The organism is Streptomyces profundus (assembly GCF_020740535.1).
Taxonomy (GTDB): domain Bacteria; phylum Actinomycetota; class Actinomycetes; order Streptomycetales; family Streptomycetaceae; genus Streptomyces; species Streptomyces profundus.
Genome location: NZ_CP082362.1, coordinates 1,670,278 through 1,692,140 on the forward strand (window position 1 = coordinate 1,670,278; position 21,863 = coordinate 1,692,140).

17 protein-coding genes and 2 pseudogenes are annotated in these 21,863 nt (G+C 72.4%); 12 read left to right on the forward strand and 7 right to left on the reverse strand.

Going from position 1 to position 21,863, the window contains the following annotated elements:
• Positions 1–60: 60 nt before the first annotated feature.
• The 4 genes from K4G22_RS07155 (at position 61) to K4G22_RS07170 (ending at position 6,314) form a co-directional block, all read left to right on the forward strand.
• Entirely contained in the window at positions 61–3,387 is a 3,327-nt protein-coding gene (locus K4G22_RS07155) for a hypothetical protein (protein ID WP_228078978.1), read from the forward strand.
• A gap of 213 nt (positions 3,388–3,600) precedes the next feature.
• Positions 3,601–4,548: a coiled-coil domain-containing protein gene (locus tag K4G22_RS07160; RefSeq protein ID WP_228078980.1), complete on the forward strand. Its 948-nt coding sequence runs from the start codon at positions 3,601–3,603 to the stop codon at positions 4,546–4,548.
• 71 nt (positions 4,549–4,619) lie between these two features.
• A complete protein-coding gene (locus tag K4G22_RS07165) occupies positions 4,620–5,543 on the forward strand; it encodes an ATP-binding cassette domain-containing protein (protein ID WP_228078982.1) in 924 nt (307 codons plus the stop codon).
• A 3-nt stretch (positions 5,544–5,546) separates the two neighbouring features.
• Positions 5,547–6,314, forward strand: a complete 768-nt coding sequence (locus K4G22_RS07170; protein WP_228078984.1) for an ABC transporter permease — start codon at positions 5,547–5,549, stop codon at positions 6,312–6,314.
• Positions 6,315–6,525: 211 nt separating this feature from the next.
• Here K4G22_RS07170 and K4G22_RS07180 read toward each other — a convergent pair.
• Positions 6,526–7,741, reverse strand: a pseudogene (locus tag K4G22_RS07180) (RNA-guided endonuclease InsQ/TnpB family protein); the annotation flags it as partial.
• 99 nt (positions 7,742–7,840) lie between these two features.
• Here K4G22_RS07180 and K4G22_RS31925 point away from each other — a divergent pair.
• From K4G22_RS31925 to K4G22_RS07195, 3 genes and pseudogenes are all read left to right on the forward strand, one after another.
• Positions 7,841–8,128, forward strand: a pseudogene (locus tag K4G22_RS31925) (DapH/DapD/GlmU-related protein); the annotation flags it as partial.
• Positions 8,129–8,264: 136 nt separating this feature from the next.
• On the forward strand, positions 8,265–9,476 hold the full coding sequence (locus tag K4G22_RS07190) for an ATP-binding cassette domain-containing protein (protein WP_228078988.1): 1,212 nt from the start codon (positions 8,265–8,267) through the stop codon (positions 9,474–9,476).
• Entirely contained in the window at positions 9,473–10,480 is a 1,008-nt protein-coding gene (locus tag K4G22_RS07195) for an ABC transporter permease (RefSeq protein ID WP_228078990.1), read from the forward strand. The genes K4G22_RS07190 and K4G22_RS07195 overlap by 4 nt, the downstream gene beginning before the upstream one ends.
• Positions 10,481–10,498: 18 nt before the next feature.
• Here K4G22_RS07195 and K4G22_RS07200 read toward each other — a convergent pair whose 3' ends face one another.
• Positions 10,499–10,819 (reverse strand): ATP/GTP-binding protein, encoded by a 321-nt coding sequence (locus K4G22_RS07200; RefSeq protein ID WP_228078992.1) that lies wholly within the window; start codon positions 10,817–10,819, stop codon positions 10,499–10,501.
• Positions 10,820–11,024: 205 nt separating this feature from the next.
• Here K4G22_RS07200 and K4G22_RS07205 point away from each other — a divergent pair, with 205 nt between their 5' ends.
• A complete protein-coding gene (locus K4G22_RS07205) occupies positions 11,025–12,131 on the forward strand; it encodes an LLM class flavin-dependent oxidoreductase (protein ID WP_228078994.1) in 1,107 nt (368 codons plus the stop codon).
• Here the strand turns inward: K4G22_RS07205 and K4G22_RS07210 are convergent.
• Entirely contained in the window at positions 12,092–12,484 is a 393-nt protein-coding gene (locus tag K4G22_RS07210; RefSeq protein ID WP_228078996.1) for an SCO5389 family protein, read from the reverse strand. The genes K4G22_RS07205 and K4G22_RS07210 overlap by 40 nt on opposite strands.
• A 1,434-nt stretch (positions 12,485–13,918) precedes the next feature.
• On the opposite strand from K4G22_RS07210, the gene nucS reads away from it, so the two are divergent.
• Positions 13,919–14,593, forward strand: coding sequence for an endonuclease NucS (gene nucS / locus K4G22_RS07215; RefSeq protein ID WP_228079002.1), 675 nt, complete (start codon positions 13,919–13,921; stop codon positions 14,591–14,593).
• Positions 14,594–14,620: 27 nt separating this feature from the next.
• Here the strand turns inward: nucS and K4G22_RS07220 are convergent, their stop codons facing one another.
• The 4 genes from K4G22_RS07220 to K4G22_RS07235 form a co-directional block, all read right to left on the reverse strand.
• Entirely contained in the window at positions 14,621–16,936 is a 2,316-nt protein-coding gene (locus tag K4G22_RS07220) for an ATP-binding protein (RefSeq protein WP_228079003.1), read from the reverse strand.
• Between the two features lie 168 nt (positions 16,937–17,104).
• Complete coding sequence (locus tag K4G22_RS07225; RefSeq protein ID WP_228079004.1) at positions 17,105–17,398, reverse strand: STAS domain-containing protein; 294 nt, start codon at positions 17,396–17,398, stop codon at positions 17,105–17,107.
• Between the two features lie 400 nt (positions 17,399–17,798).
• A complete protein-coding gene (locus tag K4G22_RS07230) occupies positions 17,799–18,647 on the reverse strand; it encodes a 3-hydroxyacyl-CoA dehydrogenase family protein (RefSeq protein ID WP_228079005.1) in 849 nt (282 codons plus the stop codon).
• 113 nt (positions 18,648–18,760) lie between these two features.
• Entirely contained in the window at positions 18,761–19,399 is a 639-nt protein-coding gene (locus K4G22_RS07235) for a TetR/AcrR family transcriptional regulator (RefSeq protein ID WP_228079007.1), read from the reverse strand.
• A gap of 78 nt (positions 19,400–19,477) precedes the next feature.
• Between K4G22_RS07235 and K4G22_RS07240 the strand changes: the two genes are divergently transcribed.
• The 3 genes from K4G22_RS07240 (at position 19,478) to K4G22_RS07250 (ending at position 21,862) form a co-directional block, all read left to right on the forward strand.
• Entirely contained in the window at positions 19,478–20,278 is an 801-nt protein-coding gene (locus K4G22_RS07240) for an ABC transporter ATP-binding protein (RefSeq protein ID WP_228079009.1), read from the forward strand.
• Between the two features lie 235 nt (positions 20,279–20,513).
• Positions 20,514–21,269 (forward strand): ABC transporter permease, encoded by a 756-nt coding sequence (locus K4G22_RS07245; RefSeq protein WP_228079011.1) that lies wholly within the window; start codon positions 20,514–20,516, stop codon positions 21,267–21,269.
• A gap of 20 nt (positions 21,270–21,289) precedes the next feature.
• Complete coding sequence (locus K4G22_RS07250; RefSeq protein ID WP_228079013.1) at positions 21,290–21,862, forward strand: cob(I)yrinic acid a,c-diamide adenosyltransferase; 573 nt, start codon at positions 21,290–21,292, stop codon at positions 21,860–21,862.
• Position 21,863 lies beyond the last annotated feature (1 nt).

Genomic DNA, 21,863 nt, shown 5'->3' on the forward strand with positions numbered 1-21,863 from the left:
GCCGACGAGCCGACGACCGGATCAGCTTTGCCACGACCAGGGGACAGATGGGACCGCAGGGTGCGGGGCTACGACGCCTACCAGGCTGACGACCACCTCTCGCGATTCGAAGCCGAGATGGAGCGGCTGAAGAAGGAGCGGGACAAGGCGGTCGACCACGCCGACGACCTCGGCTACCAGGTCGAGGTGCTGCGCGCCAAACTGCACGAGGTTCGCAGGATGCTCGCCGTGCGCCCGGTCTACGGCGATCCGTCCTCGCACGCCGAGCAGTTGCTGCGCTCCGCCCAGCACCAGGCCGACCAAATGCGCGCCGAGGCCGAGCGCGAGCTGCGCGAGGCGCGCGTCCGGAGCCAGCGGGTGCTCCAGGAGCAGTCGGAGCAGCGCTCCCGGATGGAGGCCGAGCTGCACGCCGAGGCCGTCGGCCGCCGGCAGCGGCTGGACGAGGAGCTCGCGCAGCGGCGGTCCACCGTCGAGTCCCATGTCAACGAGAACGTCGCCTGGGCCGAGCAGTTGCGGGCGCGCAGCGAGTCCCAGGCCAGACGCCTGATCGAGGAGACCAGGGCCGAGGCGGAGCGCACCGTCAGCCAGGCCAGGGCCGAGGCCGCCCGGCTCACCGACGAGGCGCGGCAGCGGCTGGTGATCGACGCCGAGGCGTCACGGGCGGAGACCGAGGAGCTGCTGCGGCGGGCCCGCACCGACGCCGAGCGGATGCTGTCGGCCGCGTCCGCCCAGGCCGAGGAGGCCACCGAGCACGCCGAGCGGCTGCGCAGCACCACCGCCCAGGAGACGGAGAGCGGTCGGCGGGAGGCCGTCGCGCTGGTCCGCAAGGCGGAGGAGCGGGCCAGCGAGGCGGAGAGCGCGCTGCGGCTGGCCCGCGAGGAGGCCGACCGGCTCCGCGCCGAGGCCGAGGCGGCGGCCGAGCGGCGCCGTTCCGACGCCGAGTCCGAGTACGAGCAGCGCACCGCGACCGCCAAGGCCGAGGTCGCGCGGATGGTCAGCGAGGCCACGGCGGACGCCGAGCGCCGCAGGACCGAGGCGCAGAACGCCCTCGACGAGGCCAGGGCGCGGGCCGAGCAGGTCGTCTCCGAGGCCAGCGAGGAGGCGCGGTCCCGCTCGGCTGAGGAGTACGCGGCGCAGCTGGCCGAGGCGGCCCGCACCGCCGAGGAGGTGCTCAACAAGGCGTCGGCCGAGGCGAAGTCGACCACCAAGGCCGCCACCGAGGAGGCCGAACGGCTGCGCGCCGAGGCCGAGGCGGAGGCGGACCGGCTGCGCGCCGAGGCGCACGAGACGGCCGAGCAGCTGCGTGGCGCCGCCCAGGACGACACCGAGGAGTACCGCGCCAAGACCGTCGAGCTCCAGGAGGAGGCCCGCCGACTGCGCGGCGAGGCCGAGCAACTGCGCGCCGAGGCGGTCGAGGAGGGCGAGCGGATCAGGACGGAGGCCCGCCGGGAGACCGTCTCGCAGATCGAGCAGGCCGCGGCGTCCGCCGAGGAGCTGCTCGCGCAGGCCAAGTCCGACGCGGAGGAGACGCGTTCGGCGGCCACGGCGGAGAGCGAACGGGTCCGCACCGAGGCCATCGAGCGGGCCACCACCCTGCGCAACCAGGCCGAGCAGGCGCTCCAGCGGGCGCGCACCGAGGCCGAGCAGCTCCGCGCCGAGGCGGCGGAGAACGCCGAGCGGGTCCTGAGCGAGGCCAAGGAGACGGCGGTCCGGCTGCGCGAGGAGGCCAAGGAGGCGGGGCGCGCCGAACGCGAGGCCGCCAGCGCCGAGTTGGAGCGGCTGCGCGAGGAGGCCGGCCAGCGCCTGACGGCGGCCGAGGCCGAGTTGACGCAGGCCAGGGCCGAGTCGGAGCGGCTGCGCGGCGAGGCGCACGAGGCCGCCGAGCAGCTGCGCGCCGAGAACGCCGAGCGGATCAGGACGCTCACCGAGCAGTCCGAGCAGGCGGCCGACGCGCTGCGCCAGGAGGCGGCCTCCGACGCGGCGAGGGCGCGCGCCGAGGCCGAGGAGCTGGCGGTGCGGCTGCGCGGCGAGGCGCTGGCCGAGGCCGACCGGCTGCGCGAGGAGGCCGCGGCGGCGGCCGACCGGGTGCGCGCCGACGCGGCGGCGGCGGCCGAGCGCACCGCGGGCGAGGCGGCCGAGGCGCTCGGCGCCGCGCAGGAGGAGGCGGCGCGGCTGCGCGCCAAGGGCGACAGCTTCCTGGCCGAGGCCAGGGACGCGGCGCACCAGGAGCGGTCGCAGGCGCACGAGCAGAGCGAGGAGTTGCTGGCCTCGGCGCGGACCCGGCTCGACGAGGCGGAGCGCCGCGCCGAGACGCTGGTCTCGGCCGCCGAGCACAAGGCCCAGCAGGTGCGGGACTCGGTCAGCGGGCTGCGCGAGGAGGCCGAGACGCAGATCGCGACGCACCGCGAGGAGGCCGAACGGGCCGCCGCCCGGGTGCTGCGGGAGTCGGCGGAGGAGAAGGAGGCCGCCGCGGCGCTCGCCGAGCGGACCGTCAAGGAGGCCATCGAGGAGGCCGAGTCCACCAGGCGCGAGGCCGCCGCCGAGGCCGAGCGGGTCAGGGCCGAGGTCGAGGAGCTGCGGGACGGCGCCCTCGCCGACGCCGCGCGCCGTCGTTCCGAGGCGGCGACGCAGGCCGACGCGCTGGTGGCGGAGGCCAGGGACGAGGCGCGGAAGGTCACGGCGCAGGCGGAGGAGCACGCGGACGGCATGGTGGCCGCCGCGCGGGGGGAGTCGGCGCGGCTGGTGGAGACGGCCAAGACGTCCGGCGGCGCGATGGTGGAGCGGTCGAGGAAGGACGCCAACACCCTGCTGGACGAGGCCCGTCGGGACGCGGCGGCGATCCGGGAGCGCACCGAGGAGCTGCGCCGTCGGATCGAGGGCGAGGTCGAGGAGCTGCACGACCGGGCGCGGCGGGAGTCCGCGGAGCAGGCCAGGGCGGCGGGCGAGCGGGTCGACAAGCTGATGCGGGCGGCGGAGGAGCAGCGCGTGGAGGCCAGGGAGGCCGCCGAGAAGACGCTGGCCGAGGCCAACTCCGAGGCGAGCAAGATCCGCGTCGCGGCGGTGCGGAAGGCGGAAACGCTCCTCAAGGAGACGGAGTTGCAGCGCACGGCGGTGCTGGCCGAGGCCAGGGAGGCCCGGGTGCAGGCCGAGCGGGAGGCCAAACGCACCGTGGAGGAGGGTCAGCGGGAGTTGGACCAACTGACGCGCAGGCGGGAGGACATCAACGCCGAGATCTCCCGTGTGCAGGACGTGTTGGAGGCCCTGGAGTCGTTCGAGGCGCCCAAACCCGCCGGCCCGGGGAAGCCGCCGAAGGGCCAGCCGGGCTCCGTCACGGCGGGCGCCGGCGCCGGCTCAAGTCGCTCCGGCGGCAAACGCTCTGGCGGCTAGCCACACGATTGAGCGGAAGCGGCGAACATTCTCCACAGAGTAATGAGATCCGCTCGAAGACACGCCGGATCGCCCCCTAGGATGAAGCCTCCGAGGGCATGGACCCCGTCCGAATCGAAGGCTGATTCACATGCTTAGGAGCCCCACCTCGAAGCGCAGAACGCCAAGCCCCGATCCCCTACTCACTCACCCGTCTGAATCGACAGGAACCCCATGAGCGACACTTCCTCTTCCCCATTCGGCTTCGAGCTAGTTCGGCGTGGCTACGACCGCGGGCAGGTGGACGACCGCATCTCCAAGCTCGTCGCGGATCGCGACGGCGCTCTGGCCCGGATCACCTCCCTGGAGAAGCGGATCGAGGAGCTGCACCTCGAAACGCAGAACGCCCAGGCCCAGATCACCGATGCCGAGCCGTCCTACGCCGGTCTCGGCGCCCGGGTCGAGAAGATCCTGCGTCTCGCGGAAGAAGAGGCGAAGGACCTGCGCGAGGAGGCCCGCAGGTCCGCCGAACAGCACCGGGAGCTGGCCGAGGGCGCGGCCCAGCAGGTGCGCAACGACGCCGAGGCGTACGCGGCCGAGCGCAAGGCGAAGGCCGAGGAGGACGGCGCCCGGATCGTCGAGAAGGCCCAGGGCGACGCCGCGTCCACCCGTTCGGACGCCGAGAAGGACGCGGCGGCCAAGCGCGAGCAGGCCGACGCCCTCTTCGAGGACACCCGGGCCAAGGCCGCGCAGGCGGCGGCGGACTTCGAGACCAACCTGGCCAAGCGCCGCGAGCAGTCCGAGCGGGACCTGGCGTCCCGTCAGGCCAAGGCGGAGAAGCGGCTGGCGGAGATCGAGCACCGCGCCGAGCAGCTGCGTCTTGAGGCCGAGAAGCTTCGCACGGACGCCGAGCGTCGGGCCCGCCAGACGGTGGAGACGGCGCAGCGGCAGGCCGAGGACATCGTGGCCGACGCCAACGCCAAGGCCGACCGGATCCGCAGCGAGTCCGAGCGTGAGCTGGCGGCGCTGACCAACCGCAGGGACAGCATCAACGCCCAGCTGACCAACGTCCGCGAGATGCTGGCCACGCTGACCGGCGCCCAGGTGGCCGCGGCCACGCTGGACACCGAGGACGGCGACGACGGTCTCAGCAAGGGTGTGCCCGCGCAGCAGTCCCACTGAGTCACTCCAATGGGCCGGGGGCCCGCCGCCTGGACGGGCGGCGGGCCCCTTCGCGCTCTAGCGTCAGGGACATGATCGAGCTGGCGGGGTTGACCAAGCGGTACGGCGCGAGGACGGCGGTGCGTGATCTGAGCTGCGTGGTGCGTCCCGGCCAGGTCACCGGCTTCCTGGGCCCGAACGGCGCCGGGAAGTCCACCACCATGCGGATGATCCTCGGGCTCGACCGTCCGACCTCGGGCGAGGCGCGGGTCGAGGGCCGCCCCTACGCGCGGCTGGTCGAGCCGCTGACCGTGATCGGCGCGCTGTTGGAGGCCAGGGCGGTCCATCCGGGCCGCACCGCGTACCACCACCTCCAGTGCCTGGCGCAGAGCAACGGCATTCCGGCGAGCCGGATCGGCGAGGTGCTTGAGCTGGTCGGCCTGGGCGAGGTGGCCACGAAGCGGCCCCGGGGTTTCTCCCTGGGGATGGGCCAACGCCTCGGCATCGCCAGCGCTTTGTTGGGCGACCCACGCATTCTGATCTTCGACGAGCCGGTGAACGGTCTCGACCCCGAGGGCATTCACTGGGTGCGCAATCTGATGCGGAGACTGGCCGCCGACGGCCGCACCGTGTTTGTGTCCAGCCATTTGATGAGCGAAATGGCCCTGACCGCTGATCATTTGATCGTGATCGGTCAGGGCGAGCTGTTGGCGGACACCTCGATGGCGCGGTTTATCGAGGAGAACGCCCGCTCCTTTACCCGGGTGCGCTCCCCCGAATCGGAACGGCTGCGCGAGCTGTTGGACGAGGCGGGACTGACGGCCGCCGACGGCGCGGAGGGCGCGCTTGAGGTCCCGGGCGACCACACCGCGACCATCGGCGAACTCGCCGTCGAACGCCGTCTGGTGCTGCACGAACTGTGTCATCACCGGGCCTCGTTGGAGGAGGCGTTCATGCGGCTGACCCATGAGTCCGTCGAGTACCAGGCCCGTGGCACGGGCGGGACGGGGAGCTGAGCCATGGCACATGCCGCACAGGTGCTCGCCTCGGAGTGGACCAAGATCCGCACCGTGCGCTCCACCGGGTGGACGCTGGCCTGCGCGCTGGTGGTGACGGTGGGCTTCGGCATGCTGATCAGCGCGCTGATCCGGCACAGCTTCGACGACCTCTCCCGGGAGGAGCAGCTCACCTTCGACCCCACCCTGACCGGCTTCGCCGGGCTCTCGCTCGGTCAGCTGGCGATGATCGCCTTCGGCATCCTGGTGGTGTCCAACGAGTACAGCACGGGGATGATCCGCGCCTCCCTCTCGGCGGTGCCGATCCGCGGCCAACTGCTCGCCGCGAAGGTCGCGGTGGCGACGCTCTTGGCCCTCGCCGTCGGCATCGTCACCAGCTTCCTGGCCTTCGTGCTCGGCCAGGCGATGCTCGGCGAACACCGCACGGACCTGGGCGCGCCCGGCGTCCCGCGCGCGGTGCTGGGCGCCGGCCTCTACATGGGGCTGATCGCGCTGTTCGCGATGGGCGTCACCTGGATGCTGCGCAGCCCGATGCTGTCGTTCGGGGTGCAGATCCCGTTCTTCTTCATGATCTCCAGCATCCTGGCCAACGTGCCGGCGACGGAGCGCGTCGGCGACTACCTGCCGGACCAGGCAGGTTCGCGGGTGCTGGCGGTGGTGGACAGCGGGGACTGGCCGTACGGCCCCTGGATCGGCCTGCTGATCATGCTCGCCTGGGTCGCCGCCGCCCTGCTCGGCGGCTGGTTCGTCCTCCGTCGCCGCGACGCGTAGCCCTGCCAGGGCCGGGTTGGGCGACGGCCCCGGGCCGCAACGGCCCGGCGTGAGTCGCGGGCCCTGGTCGCCGCGCTCAGGGACGGCTCCAGTCCGGTGTCCAGGTCCCGCTGTCCGGGCGGCCCGGGTAGCCGGCGGTGAGATGACGCCGCAGGGCGGTCAGGGAGGGGTGGTTGTCGGTGTGCCAGGTGACTTCTCCCCGGCCCGAAGGCCGGGGTTTCATTCCCTCGCGGGATTGAGGTTCCTGGTTCATCGGCCCGTGCCTCCCCGGAGTTCTCCGGGATCGGTCTTACCGGTCCTCCGCAGGCGTTTTACTTGTCCGCCAGCCCGGCGGCCAAGATGTTCCGTGCCGCGTTCACATCGCGGTCGTGGTGCGTGCCGCAGCTCGGGCACGTCCACGACCGCACGTTCAGCGGCATCTTCCCGTTCATGTGGCCGCACCCCGGCGTGGAGCACAGCTTCGAACTCGGGAACCAGCGATCCACGAGCAGGAGTTCCCGCCCGTACCACTGGCACTTGTACTCCAACATGCCGCGCAACTCGGACCACGCCGCGTCCGAGATGGCGCGGGCCAAGGAGTGATCCCTGAGCAAGTTGCGCACGGTCAGGTCCTCAATGGCCAGGGCTTGGTTCTCACGTACCAGCCGGGAGGACAGCTTGTGCAGGTGATCCCGTCGCCGGTCGGCGATCCGGGCATGGACGCGGGCGACGCGCAGCCGGGCTTTGGCCCGGTTCTGCGACCCCTTGGCCTTTTGGCTGAGCTCCTTTTGCGCCTTGGCGAGCTTCCGCCGGTCGGCGCGTTCGTGGCGCGGGTTCGTGACCTTCTCCCCGGTGGAGAGGGTGACGAGGTGATCCAGTCCGGCGTCGATACCCACGGCCGATCCCGTCGAGGGCATCGGTGCGATGCTCTCCTCCACCAGGATGGAGACGAACCAACGGTTCGCGCGATCGCACGAGACCGTGACCGTGGACGGCTCGGCGCCCTCGGGAAGCGGACGGTGCCAGCGGATTGGCAACGACTGTGTGGTCTTGGCCAGCTTGAGCTGGCCCTCGCGGAAGGAGAAGGCGTTGTTCGCGAACGTCGCCGAACGGCGCGACTTCTTCCGGCTCTTGTACCGCGGATACTTGGCCCGCTTGGCGAAGAAGCCGTTGAACGCCACCTGTTGGGCACGCAGGGTCTGCTGGAGCGGAACGTTCGACACCTCACGCAGAAACGACAACTCTTCGTCCCGCTTCCACGAGGTCAGCCACTTCGCCGTGTCCACATACGACGTGCTCTCGCCCTCGTCCTTGTACCGGCGGGTGCGCTCGGCGAGTGCCCTGTTCCAGACGACCCGGACACAGCCGAACGTGCGGTGCAACAGCTCCGCTTGCTCGGTGGTCGGGTAGAAGCGGTACTTGTACGCCCGCTTGATCGCCTGGGACACAGCTAACACAGTAGCGCTTGATCGTGTCAGAGATCAAAGCGCGGCCGACACCGGCCCATCGCCGCTCTCAAGGACGGGGTCTGCGGCCTCAAGGGTCACGACCAGGGCGGCATCCGCCTGGGCGAGCGCGTCCTGATCGGCCCGAAGACCAACCTCATCTCCTCCGACCACCCCCTACCGGCGGCCGAGCGAAGCGCGTACATCACCCGGGCCCCCATCACCGTCGAGGCCGGCGCCTGGCTCGGCGCGGCGGTGACGGTTCTCCCCGGTGTCACCATCGGACGCGGTGCCGTGGTGGGCGCCGGCGCCGTGGTCACCAAGGACGTCCCGCCCCACACCCTGGTGACGGGGCCGGCGGCGTTCGCGCGCCGGCAGTGGGACGGCTGAGCCCCGGCGGGGACCGGTGCGGGGTTGGTACAGGAACTTTGCCCGGGCGTGAGGGGGAGCCGCTAAGGTCTGCGGAACCGGGGCGAGTTGTGGCCGTACACCCACGCCCCACCCCAGACGACCAGGGTGAAGCACGATGATTGAGGCAATCGGCCTGACGAAGAGCTTCGGCTCCAAGACGGCCGTCTACAACCTGACCTTCCGGGTACAGCCCGGAAAAGTCACCGGCTTCCTCGGCCCGAACGGCGCCGGGAAGTCCACCACCATGCGGATGATCCTCGGGCTTGACACACCGAGCGACGGCTCGGTCACCATCGGCGGATACGAGTACCGTCAGCTGCCCAACGCACCGCGTCAGGTGGGCGCCCTGCTGGACGCGAACGCCAAGCACGGTGGGCGGAGCGCCCGCGCGCACCTGCTCTGTCTCGCGCAGCTGTCGGGCATTCCGGAGCGCCGGGTGGACGAGGTCATGGACGTGGTCGGCCTCTCGCAGGTCGGCGGGAGGCGTTCGAAGGGCTTCTCGCTCGGCATGGGCCAGCGTCTCGGCATCGCGGCGGCGCTGTTGGGGGACCCGCAGGTGCTGCTCTTCGACGAGCCGGTCAACGGTCTCGACCCGGAGGGCATCCGCTGGGTGCGCGAGTTGATGCGGCGGCTGGCGAGCGAGGGGAGGACGGTCTTCGTCTCCAGCCATCTGATGAGCGAGATGGCGCAGACCGCGGACCATCTGATCGTGATCGGCCGGGGCCAGTTGATGGCGGACCTGCCGGTGCGGACCTTCATCGAGCAGAACTCGACGGGCTTCGCGCGGGTGCGGGTCCCGGACGGGGACGAGGCGCAGCGCGACGCGTTGACCCGGGCGCTGGGGGAGGCCGGCGGTCAGGTGCTGGCCGAGCCGGAGGGCACGTTGAAGGTGACGGGTCTCGAACTGCCCAGGATCAGCGAGTTGGCGCACCGGGCCGATGTTCGGCTGTGGGAGCTCTCGCCGCATCACGCGTCCCTGGAGGAGGCGTATATGCGGATGACGCAGGGCGCCGTCGACTACCGCTCGACCGTCGACCAGCGGGCGGGGTTGCAGAGCCTGCCGGGTCAGCCGCAGCCGGGCGGCTATCCGCCGGGGGCCGGATACTTCCCGCCGCAGGGGCCGCAAGGGCCGCAGGGTGGCTATCTGGTGCCGGAGATGGCGCCGGCGGGTGCCGGCTATCCGGCGCCGCAGGCACCCGGCGGATATCCCACGCCGCCCCCCGCACAGGCGGCGCCCCCGCCCGGACAGGCACCGCCGCCGCCCGGACAGGTTCCGCCGCCGCCCGCGCAAGGCCCCGCCCCGTTCAGCCCCGAGGACGCCCGATGAGCACGCCACCGCCCCCGCCCCCGCAGCACGCCCCGCAGCAACCGGCCCCGTTCGGGCAGCAGCAGCTGGCGGCGGCCATGCCGACCCAGGTCCCGCCCCAGGGGCCGCAGGCCCCGCCGCAGCCCCAGCCGCAGCGGTACTGGGACGGCAACGCCGGCTACAGCTCGCCGATTCCGGTGGTCACCACACATCTGGGGCATGCCATCGCCTCGGAGTGGACCAAGATCCGGTCGGTGCGTTCCACGGTGTGGACGCTGGCGCTGACCGTGGTGTTCACCGTCGGCATCGGGCTGGTCTTCGCCTCCTCGCTGAGCAGCGAGGAGTATGTGGGAATGCCGCTGCTGGCCGGCGGTTTCTTCGGCCTGATGTTCGGCCAGCTCTGTGTGATCACCCTGGGCGTGCTGGTGATCACCTCGGAGTACGGCACGGGGATGATCCGCACCACGCTGACCGCCTGCCCCAAGCGGTCCCGGGTGCTGGTGGCCAAGTCGCTGGTGTTCTTCGCGCTGGCCTTCACGGTCACCCTGGTGTCCACCGGGCTGACCGCGCTGATCCACTCCTCGATGCTGAGCGACCAGGAGGTCCCCAGCTACGACTACGACGATCCGTTCATGGAGGGGTCGATCGAGAACGGCGAGCTGGTGGCGACCTCGGGCCACTGGGTGGGGGCCACGGTGGGCGCCTCGCTCTATGTGGCGACGCTGGGGCTGCTGGCCCTGGCCGTCGGCGCGCTGCTGCGGCACTCGGCCGGGGCGATCACCACGATGCTGGGCATCGTGCTGGTGCCGCTGATCGCCGCGCTGTTCATGTTCGGCGAGGGCCTGGCGGACGCGCGGGAGAAGCTGATCGAGTACTCCCCGCTCAACGGCCTGGCCTCGTTGTTCCGCATCCCGATGGTCAGCGGGGAGACGGCCACCGGCTGGCCGATGTTGGGCCTGTTGGCCGCCGTGACGCTGGCGGCGATGATCGGCGCGATGGCCAGGCTGACCACCTCGGACGTCTGACGGGCGGGGCGAACGCCCTCAGTAGCGCGGTGCGTTACGGGACCGCTGGGGCCTCGTGCCCCGGCGGTCCCTCGCGTTCCAGCAGGAGCGATGCCAGTGCCTGCGGTCGTCCACGGCGCCCATCCTGGGCCAACTCACCACATGCGGCACGCCGGGCGGGATCTCCTGGTCGCAGCCGGGGCAGCGGTAGTGCTTGGTGGCCCCGCTGCCGGTGATCCCGCGCACCACCCACTCCTCGCCACGCCACTCGTCCGTGCGCTCCAGACCGAACTCGCGCGGCGCCTCAGCGCTGGGGGACGGCTGCTGACGACCGCGCGGGCGGTTGCGACGCGGGGACACGGAACACCTCGGAGTGGTTTGTGCGGGAGTACGCAACCGAGTTTACGCGGGCCCCGTACCAGCCCCATTGATGATCATCGGAAAAACCTGCCTCTGTCCCGTGCCCTTGGCACGTGTCAAGCGTTAAGGCCCATGGGGAGACCCGGAGGTAGCAGGTCACGGGGAGCACGCGGCGAGCGCGCGAAGGACGGGAGCAGTGGCGACCATGCGGATAGGGACTTTTGTGCTGGCCGGTCAGTACCCGGGCCAGGGGCAACGGGAGGCGTTACAACGGGCGGTCCGGTCCGCCGAGGTGGCCGACGAGGTGGGCCTCGACGCGGTCTGGCTGGCCGAACACCACTTCGTGCCCTACGGGTTGTGCCCATCGGCGACCACTCTGGCGGCGCTGCTGCTGGGCCGCACCCGCCGGATCGGGGTGGGCACGGCGATCAGCGTGCTGTCCACCACCCACCCCGTGACACTGGGCGAGCAGACCGCGCTGCTCCACATGACCTCAGGCGGCCGGTTCACCCTGGGGGTGGGACGCGGCGGCCCCTGGGTTGACCTGGAGGTCTTCGGCACCGGCCGCGAGGCGTTGGAGCAGGACTTCCCCGAGTCCCTCGACCTGCTGCTGCGCTGGCTGTCCGAGCCCGTCGTCGACGCGGCGGGCGAGCGGTACCGGTTCCGTCCGGTGCCCGTGGTGCCGACCGGGGCCGAGGCCGCCGAGGCGCCGCCGCCGGTGGTGGTGGCGTGCACCTCGCCGAGCACGGTGCGGCTGGCCGCCCGGAGGGGGCTGCCGATGCTGCTGGGCATGCACATCGGCGACGAGGAGAAGGCCGAGATGGTCGCGCTGTGGCGGGCCGCGGCGACCGAGGCGGGGCTGCCCGCCGAGACGGTGCGCGGCGCCGACCATGTGGCGGCCGGCGTGGCGCAGGTCGGGGACAGCCACAGCGAGGCGGTGCAGACACTGCGCCGGGCGTTGCCAGGATGGCTTCGCCAAGGGCTGGCCGCGCACCAGACCCTGGACGGCGGCCCGCGCGCCATGCGGGATCCGCTCTCCTACACCGAACTGCTCTGCGAGATCCATCCGGTGGGCGATCCCCAGCTCTGCGCCGACCGGCTGACCAGGACGAGCGAGCGCACGGGCATCACGCGGTTCGCCCTGCTGGTGGAGGGTTCGGGCGACACCACGGCGACCGAACGGAACGTGCGCCGGCTGGCCGACGACGTGCTGCCGCTCCTCCCCGGACACACGGGGAAGGCGGCAGCGACCAGCGCGTCGGTTGGCGGCTCTCAGCAGTCGCGCAGCTCCGGTGACTGGTTGAGTATCTGACCGCGGATGGATGTGAACCGGGCGTGCCGCTGGTCGCTCGACGTGTCGAGCGGGAAGACGGCCACCCGGTGGCAGTTCTGAAAGGCCAGACGGACGCCGAAGTGTCGCTCCAGGGAACCCCGGATGGCGTCGCTGGCGAGCGCCCGCAGCAGCTGACCCCTGGCCTGCTCGTCGGGCGGAGGTGTGGTGTTGTCGGCGAACTCGCCGCCGTCAACCTGAAGTCGGGCTACCAGATTGCTGATCATGTCCCAGGCGAAGGGCAGGGATGTGCGGACGCAGTCGACGAACTCCGCTTCGTCGACCTCGCCCCGCTCGGCCTGTTCCAGCAGTGCCGGTGGGACGTCGAGCGACATGGGTTTCTCCTCTCGCGACCCCGGATCCGGGGTCTGGCGCGGACGGGCCCGAGGGACCTCCACCACCCCAACCCCACACTGACGTGCGTGCGTTCGAGCAGTGACCCCCGAGGGTCACGTTAGGCCGCCCAGCACGTGTGTGTCAGTGGATTAGGCACATAACTGGCCACTGTCGAACCCAATGAATCCCACCCATAACAGACGCCTCTGACCTCACCCGGTTACCGTGCCGCCACCCCCGGCTAACCATCATCATCCGGCCAGCGTCCGACCGGCAGCGACCCGGGCAGGGGCGAACCACGGCCAGGACACGGCGCGGCCCCCCGCTCCCCCGACGCCGACCCGCTCCGGCCGGGCCGGATCCGCGCCGCCGGACGCCCGACCGCGTACCGAAACGGTCACGGAGCGTGGCGGGAAGGACGCGTCCGCGTCCATCAGGGAGAGCCACCGGATCGCTCCCCCGGCGCTGTCGGTCGTCGCCCCGGCCGTTCCCGATCGCCCGCCGTCGTCTTCGGGGCCGACTCCCCGACCGGCGCCCGGCGTTGGCCCGGTCGCGGAGCGTGACCACGCCGCGCCGCCGTGATCCGTCCGCCCCGGGCCGGTGGTGACGCCGGCCCACCCGATCCGTCGCCCGGTCCTGATCGTTCCGGCCGGCAGCGCCGCTCGTCGAGATCCGGCCAACCCGGTGCGGTCGCAGCAGTCCCTCCCGCACCGCTGGCGGGCGTCGCGCGGCGGTCGTCGCGCATCCGGCTCATTTCCGTGGCGCTCCCCCGGCGCACGCGCGGGCAGCCGCCGCCCAACCCGCCCCCGGCCCCGCTGGCAGCCGGCCGAGGCAACGCTGACCTGCTGCAAGGACCGGCGCCCCGGGGTCGGGCCGGCTGGCCTTCCGCCCGCACCCCGCCGTCCCCCACCGTGGCCGCCGCCCGGTCGCCGCGTCCGCGCGGGCCGGTGGCCGAGGCGGGGAACGCCCCGCCCGGCCGGCCGAGTTCGGTGTGGCCGAGAACACTCCCCGTTCCGTTCCGGGATCGCGCCGCGCTCGAACGTCGGGGCCACCGCCACGGCGGCGGCCCCGGGCTCCGCCCGGACGCGGCGGGGCCGGCGCCGAGGGGGCGTCCACGCCCTCCTGTGCGACCCCATCCGCCTCCGTGCGCCCCGTCCGTGCGCGGGCACGGGGAAATCGCCCTGCGGGACCATGGGACGTTGACCGAAAGCCATCGGTAACGAGGGCCCGGCACCGCGTGCGAACTCGACAAATGTCGGGGCCCCGGGGCTACCGCCTGGCTCGACCGCCCCGGTGCTCGGAGGGCGCACGCCAGCGCTCTCCCGCTGGATCGGGACGACGGCGGCAGACCGGACGGGCCGACGGCAGTGGGTTTTCGGCCGCTGATCGAGGGGCGCGCGAGCGCGCCGTCGGCAGCCTCTAGGCTGCCTCCTATGCGTCTTGTCATCGCCCGCTGTTCCGTCGATTACGCCGGCCGGCTCACCGCCCATCTGCCGCTGGCTCCCCGGCTCATCCTGGTCAAGGCCGACAACTCCGTCTCCATTCACGCGGACGACCGTGCCTACAAACCGCTCAACTGGATGTCGCCGCCCTGCGCGCTCAAGGAGAGCGAGGCGGAGGACGGCACCACGGTGTGGACGGTGATCAACAAGGCGGGCGAGAAGTTGATCATCACCATGGAGGAGGTGCTGCACGACTCCTCGCACGAGTTGGGCGTCGACCCCGGGTTGATCAAGGACGGCGTGGAGGCGCACCTCCAGGAGCTGCTGGCCGACCGGATGGAGACCCTGGGCGAGGGCTGGAGCCTGATCCGCCGCGAGTACCCGACCGCCATCGGCCCGGTGGACATCCTGGGCCGGGACTCCGACGGCGGCACGGTGGCCGTGGAGATCAAGCGCCGCGGCGAGATCGACGGGGTCGAGCAGCTCACCCGCTATCTGGAGCTGCTCAACCGCGACCCCCATCTCGCCCCGGTGCAGGGGCTGTTCGCCGCCCAGGAGATCAAGCCGCAGGCCAGGACGCTGGCCACCGACCGGGGCATCCGCTGCGTCACCCTCGACTACAACGCACTGCGCGGCGTCGAGGACGACAAGCTCCGGCTCTTCTAGCACCCGCCCCGGCCGGCGGCGGGCGTCTCAGTCCGCCTCGGCCGGTGGCGCCGTGTTCGGCGGGGTGGTGGCCGGCGGGGTGTCCTGGGGAGCCGAAGGCGTGCTTCCCGGGCCGCCGTTGTCGCCACCGCCGGACGAGGGCGGATCCGGGTCCTCCGTGGGCGGGTCCGTTGGCTCCTCGGTGGGCGGATCGGTGGGCTCCGTGGGCGGGTCGGTGGGCTCGTCCGTCGGATCCTCCGTGGGCGGATCGGTGTCCCCGCCGCCCGGGCCGCCGCCACCGCCCGGACCGTCCCCGGGAGAAGGGGACTCGGTGGGCGTGGGCTGCGGGGTGGTGGGGTCGGGCGTGGTCGGCGGGTCGGTCGGCGCGGTCGGATCGGTCAGGGAGGGATCCTCGGTGGGCGGAGGGCTCTCGCTCTCCTCCTCGTCCTCGGGATCCTCGCTCGGTGTCTCCTCCGCCGTGCTCTCCTCCACCGCCGGCGGCTCGTCCTCCACGCTGCTCGCCGGATCCTCGCGGGTGACGTTCTCCGGATCGCCCTCGGGCTCGCCCGAGGTGAGCGCGAGCGCGACCACCGTGCCCAACACGGCGGCGACCAGCGCCCCGGCGCCCGTGGCGACGGTGTTGCGGCGGTTGCCCCGGGAGAGCATCTGGCGCAGGGTGGCGCCCGACTCCTCGGGGGAGCCGCTCCGGATCACCAGCGTCAGCTCGGCGGAGCCGGCCGGCGGCGTCTCCGGCGCGTTCACCTGGGGAGGCAGCGCCTGGACGAGCGCCGGCGGGGAGCCGGCGGGCGGGGTGTGCTCGACGGGCGAAGCCGGCGGCCTGGTGAGATCGTCGACCAGCGTCAACGCCCGGCGCCCCGCGACCGCGCCGCCGGCGTCGGAGAGCACGCCGCGCAGCGCGATCGACGCCTCCAACTCCGCCCGGGCGCGGGCCAGCTGCCCCTCGCAGATGGCGAGCACGCCCAACTCGTGGTGGAAGTAGGCCTCCTGCGCCACGGCCCCGGCGAGCCTGGCGGCCTCCTGCCCGGTGCGCAGCACGCGCTCCCAGGCGCCCCAGCGGAGCCCGGCCGCCATCAGCGGGGCGGTCAGCCGCACCAGTTCCGTGGTCTCGGCGGCGAGCCCGGCCTGCTGGGCGGTGCGCAGCACGGCGACCAGCACATCGGCCTGCGCCACCGCCTCCTGGGCGTCGACGCCCGACTCCTTCAGCCACCAGCTGAAGTGGCGGGTGAGGGCGGCTATTCGGGACGGCCCGTCGGCGGCGGGATCGGCCTCCGACAGCGCGGCCAGCACGCCGGGGGCGAGCCGCCTGCGCTGGCCGACCGTGCTGAGCAGACCGCAGTCGATCAGCTCGGTGTGCGCCGCGACGGCATCCGGATCGCCGGTGAGCGCGGGCAGCACGGCCGGCTCGGGCAGCTCACCGCCGAGGACGACGGCGAAGCGGGTCAGCTCCCGGGCGCCCTCGGAGATCGAGGCGACCAGCGTGGCGGCGAGCCCGCCGATCGAGGGCAGCGGCCCGGCCGCCGTCAACGAGCGGTACCGCAGCACGGCGCCGGCCTGGATGAAGTGGGTGGGCAGCCCGCCGCCGGCCTGCCAGAGATCGGCGGCCCACTCCCGCTCGGACGCGGTCAGCTCGCGGGCGACCGCCAGCCGCAGCAGCTCAAGGCAGGCGGCGGCGCTGAGGCCGCCGAGCGCGATCTCATCGAGCCCGGCTCGCTCGCTGGGCGCCGGCGCCTCGGGGCGGGAGGCCAGCAGATAGGCGCACTCGGGGGTGGCGGAGAGCACCTCGTCCAGCGCGGCGCCGCCGAACTCGACGTCGTCCAGCACCACGACCGCGCCGATCTCCCGCAACGCCGCGCTCAACTCGGTGGGGCCGGGACGGTAGTTGACGACGTGGTGGACGGAGGCGTAGAGCTCGTGCAGCAGATCACGCGGGGTGCGGCGGTGGCCGTTGAGATGGATCACCCCGTCGGGCGCGAGACCGGCGCAGTCCTCGGCGACGGCGGCCAGCAGCGCGCTGCGGCCCGCGCCCGACGGCGCGTCGAGCCACACCGAACGGCCCGTGGCCAGCAGCCCGCGCAGCCGGGCGCGCTCCTCCTCGCGTTCCAGCAGCGGCGGCCCTGGCACGGCATCGCCCGGCTGGGCCGCCTCGTCACGGGCGGCGGTCGCCCGGCGCGGGGCGATGGGCCGGCGGCCCGGCGGGCAGGGGACGATCTCGCTGCCGTCGATCGGGTTGACGGTGACCAGGAAATCGCCCGCGATCAACCATGCGGCCCGTCCCGACCCTTCGCCGGCGCCGTTGCGCTGCGCCGGCCGGTCGGCGGATGACGCGGGGTGGTTGGAGTCCATGGAATACGAGTCTCTCGGCTGTGGTGCGGCGACGCCGCGCGGTGGTGGGCCTCCACGCTACCCGTGGGCACCGACAACGCGAACCTCGGTACCGTGAATTCCCGGGGTGCGGGGGCCCGTTCGGTTCCGGAACCGCCCTGGCCGGCGAGGTCGCCCGCCGAACGGTGTTCAGGAGGCGATGGTCAGGATCCGGTGCAGCCGGGCCGCGACCAGCACCCGGTGCATCCGGGGCGGCACATCCCGCAGCACCAGGCGGCGGCCGAGGCGTCCGGCCCTACGGTGCGCGCCCATGATCACACCGAGCCCCGTCGCGTCCCAGGCCTCCAGGCCGCTCAGGTCCAGCACCAGGTCGCCCTCCCCCGAGTCGACGGCGCGATGCAGCGCGAGCCGGGCATCGGCGGCGCTGCGCACGTCCAGCCGGCCGCCGACGACCAACTCGGCGTGGTCGCCCGTGATGTGCATATACGTTCCCCCGCTCGCTGGGGCGGTTGGTTGGGACAGGGAGGAGAGGAGGGTCCGCCGCCTGGCCCGCTGGCTCGGGGCGTTCGGCTCGCCCCGCGAGCCCTGGTCCAGGTCGGCCGCGGTGTGGACAACTGCGCTGATGACGGTGCTGGAAACGGTGCTGACTCTTCCGTTGGTCGCGGTCGGGTTCGACGGTTCGAATTCGACGGTTGTAGTTCGACGGTTGGGATGTCGGTTTTCGAGGCGCCGGTTTCGAGGCGCCGGTTTCGAGCGGCCGGTTTCGAGGGGCCGGTCTTGGGGGGCGGTCTTGAGGGGTCGGTCGGGTGCCGGCCCGAGGGTCGGGCCGGCGCCGGTGCGCGAGCTGAGCGGAGGCGTCGTGTGTGCGAGGCCGCCGGGCGGATCAGTGGGAGTAGAAGCCCTGGCCGCTCTTGCGGCCGAGGGAGCCCGCGTCCACCATCCGCCGCATCAGCTCGGGCGCGGCGAACTTCCCGTCCTTGGACTCCCGGTGGATGTTGTCGGTGGCGTGCAGCAGCACGTCGACGCCGGTGAGGTCGGCGGTGGCCAGCGGCCCCATGGCGTGGCCGAAGCCCAACTTGCACGCGATGTCGATGTCGTCCGCGCTGGCCACGCCCGACTCGTAGAGGCTGACCGCCTCCACCACCAGGGCGGCGATCAGGCGGGTGGTGACGAAGCCCGCCACGTCGCGCTCGACGACGATGCAGGTCTTGCCGGCAGACTCGGCGAACTCCCGGGCGGTCGCGAGGGTCTGGTCGCTGGTCAGATGGCCGCGCACCAGCTCGCAGAGCGCCATCAGCGGAACCGGGGAGAAGAAGTGGGTGCCCACCACGCGGTCCGGGCGCCGGGTCGCGGCGGCCAGCATGGTGATGGGGATCGCGGAGGTGTTGGAGGCCAGCACGGTCTCGTCCTTCACCAGCCCGTCCAGGGTGCGGAGCAACTCCCGCTTGGTGTCGGCGTCCTCGAAGACCGCCTCGACCACCAGATCGGCGTCGGCGGCGGCGTCCAGATCGGTGGTGGTGACGATCCGGGCCAGTGCGGCGTCCGCGTCGGCCGCGGTCACCCGTTCCTTCTCGACGAACTTGGCGAGCGACGCCTCGATGCCCCGACGCCCTCGGCCCAACGCGTCCTCGGTGAGGTCGCGAAGCACCACGTCCCAGCCGGCCTGTGCGGCGACCTGGGCGATGCCCGATCCCATGAGACCGGAACCGATGACGGCGAGCTTCCTGGGCACGAGTGATCTCCCTTGATACACGGCGAGTCCGGGGAGACTAGACCCTAGTCGCCGCCGGGCGCTCATGGGGGGAGAAGAGACACGCGTCACGGAGGCTCGGGGGTGGCGGCCCGTCAGCCGGGCGAGCGGCGCGCGAAGTCCCGCACCTCCTGGCTCAGCAGTCGCTCGCTGATCTCCAGCCTCAGCAGCAACTCCGTGGCGATCTCGGCCGGCGCGCGGCCCTCCAGCTGGCGAATCCGCACGGTCTGGTGGATGTTGCCGTGGACCGCCATGAGCTGCGCGGCGACCAGATCGGGCAGCGGATCGCCGGACGGCCGCCCGCTCTCCTGGGCCAGCGTCGCGGCCAGCCGCTCCATGGTCTGCTGCTGCATCCGCATCAGCCGGGCCATCAGCGCGGGGGACTCGAAGGCCACCTGCATGAACCGCTCGAAGCCCTCGACCAGACCAAGGCGGACGGACTGGCGCGCGATGTCGTCGCGCAGGCCGCCGAGGACCGCCTCGCTGGCCGACTGCCCCACGGCCCGGTCCCGAATGCGGGCGGACGGCTGGTCGACGATGGTCTCCTCGCGGTCGAAGAAGAGGTCCTCCTTGGCGGGGAAGTAGTTGTAGACCGTGTTCACGGAGACGTCGGCGGCCTCGGCGATCTCAGCGACCGTGACCGCCTCGAAGCCGCGCTCAAGAAAGAGCCCGGTGGCCACATCGGAGATGTGCGTCCTGGTCTGTCGCTTCTTCCGCTCCCGCAACCCGGTCATGTCCCCATCGTAGCTCGCTTGGGTGACTTGAATCTTGGATGCATTGCAATTTTCTAGGGACTCTGGTTTTCTCGTTCCATGGCATCCACCACATCGGTTCCGATCCTGACCACGCGGGATCTGGCTTTGACCTTCCCCAGCAAGAGCGGTCCCGTCGAGGCGGTCCGGGGCATCGACCTGGCCGTCGAGGCGGGCGAGATCCTCGGCTTCCTCGGGCCCAACGGCGCCGGCAAGAGCACCACGCTGCGGATGCTCACCACCCTGCTGCCGCCCTCCAGGGGCAGCGCCACGGTCGTCGGCCACGACCTGGCCGCCGAGCCCCGGGAGGTGCGCCGTCGCATCGGGTTCGTCGCCCAGAGCGGCGGGCTGGATCCGGAGGAGTCGGTCCGCGCCGAGCTGGTGCTCCAGGGCCGCTTCTACCGCCTCAGCCGCACCGAAGCCGAGGCCAGAGCCGAGGAGTTGGCCGCCGACCTGGGGTTGGCCGAGCTGCTCGACCGGCGCTGCCGCGAGCTGTCCGGCGGCCAACGCCGGCGCCTGGAGATAGCCATGGCGCTGACCCACCGCCCCCAGCTGCTCTTCCTGGACGAGCCGACCACGGGGCTCGACCCGGCCAGCCGCGCCGATCTCTGGGATCTGGTGCGCCGCATCAGGGCCGAGCGGGGCACCACGGTCTTCCTGACCACCCACTACCTGGACGAGGCCGACGCGCTGGCCGACCGCCTGGTGATCGTGGATCACGGCCGGGTCGTCGCCGACGGCACCCCGGGTGATCTCAAGCAGCGGCACGGCGGCTCGCCCGACGCCACCCTCCAGGACACCTTTGTCGCGATCACCGGCCACGGCCCACGCCACCAGGAGCCGACGCCCCTCGCCCTCTGACGCACCCGCCCGCCCCCGCCCGCCCCCGCCTGTCCGCGCCTGTCCCTGCTTGTCCCCGCTCGCCCCCGCCTGTCCGCGAACGCCCCGTCCCGCCGACGCCCCCTTCCTCCCACGCCGCTTTCCGCCCATGCCGCTTCCCGCCCATGCCGCTTTCCGCCCATGCCGCTTCCCGCCCATGCGCCTTCCCGCCCATGGCCCTTCCCGCCCATGCCTCTCTGCCGAAAGGCCCACCGCCATGACGCCCGCGCTCTCCGACACCGGCCTGGTCTTCGGCCGCTATCTGCGGCAGACCCTGCGCTCCCGGATCAGCCTCCTCTTCGCGCTGGTCCAGCCCCTGCTCTTCCTCTCCTTCTTCGGCCCGCTCCTCCAGGAGGTGCCGCTGGGCGGCAGGGGCGACTCCTGGCAGACCCTGGTGCCCGGGCTGCTGATCCAACTCGGCCTGTTCAGCTCCGCGTTCGCCGGCTTCGGCATCATCATGGAGAAGCAGACGGGCGTGGTGGAACGGATGCGGGTCACCCCCGTCAGCCGCACCGCGCTGCTGCTCGGCCGGGTGATGCGCGATGTCGTGGTGCTGGTGGCGCAGTCGACGGTCCTGGTGCTCGCCGGGGTGGCGTTCGGCCTGCGCGCGCCGATCCTCGGGGTGCTGATCGGCTTCGTCTTCGTGGCCACTCTCGCCGTCGGGCTGGCCTCGCTCTCCTACGCCTTCGCCATGCGCGTGAACAGCCCGCAGGAGTTCGCCCCCGTGATCAACTCCGTCAACCTGCCGCTGATGCTGCTCTCCGGCATCCTGCTGCCGATGGCCCTGGCGCCCGGCTGGTTGGACGCGCTCTCCCGTCTCGTCCCGCTCCGCTACCTGGTGGACGCGGTGCGTGCGGCCTTCGTAGGGGACTACGGCTCCAGCGCGATAGCCGAAGGCGCCCTGGCCGCCGCGCTGTTGGCGGTCTGCTCGATAGCCGTCGGCACCCGCCTCTTCCGCCGGGCCGGTGCCTGAGAGCCGAGTAGGCTCCCGGCATGGTCAACCTCACCCGGATCTACACCCGTACCGGAGACAGCGGCACCACGGCGCTGGGCGATATGAGCCGCACCGCGAAGACCGACTCGCGGATCGCCGCCTACGCCGACAGCAACGAGGCCAACGCCGCGATCGGCACGGCGCTGGCCCTCGGCGAGCTGTCCGACGACGTCCGCACCACGCTGGTGCGAGTACAGAACGACCTCTTCGACGTCGGCGCCGATCTCTGCACCCCGGTCGTCGAGAACCCAGAACACCCGCCGCTGCGGGTCGAGCAGAGCTATGTCGACCGGTTGGAGGCCGACTGCGACCGTTTCCTCGCCGAGTTGGAGAAGCTGCGCAGCTTTATCCTCCCCGGCGGCACCCCTGGCGCGGCCCTGCTCCACCAGGCCTGCACCGTGGTCCGGCGCGCCGAACGGTCCACCTGGGCCGCCTTCGACGAACACGGCGACACCATGAACCCGCTCACCGCCACCTATCTCAACCGGCTCTCCGACCTGCTGTTCATCCTGGCCAGAGCCGCCAACGCGGAGCAGGGCGACGTGCTCTGGGTCCCGGGCGAGAACCGCTGAC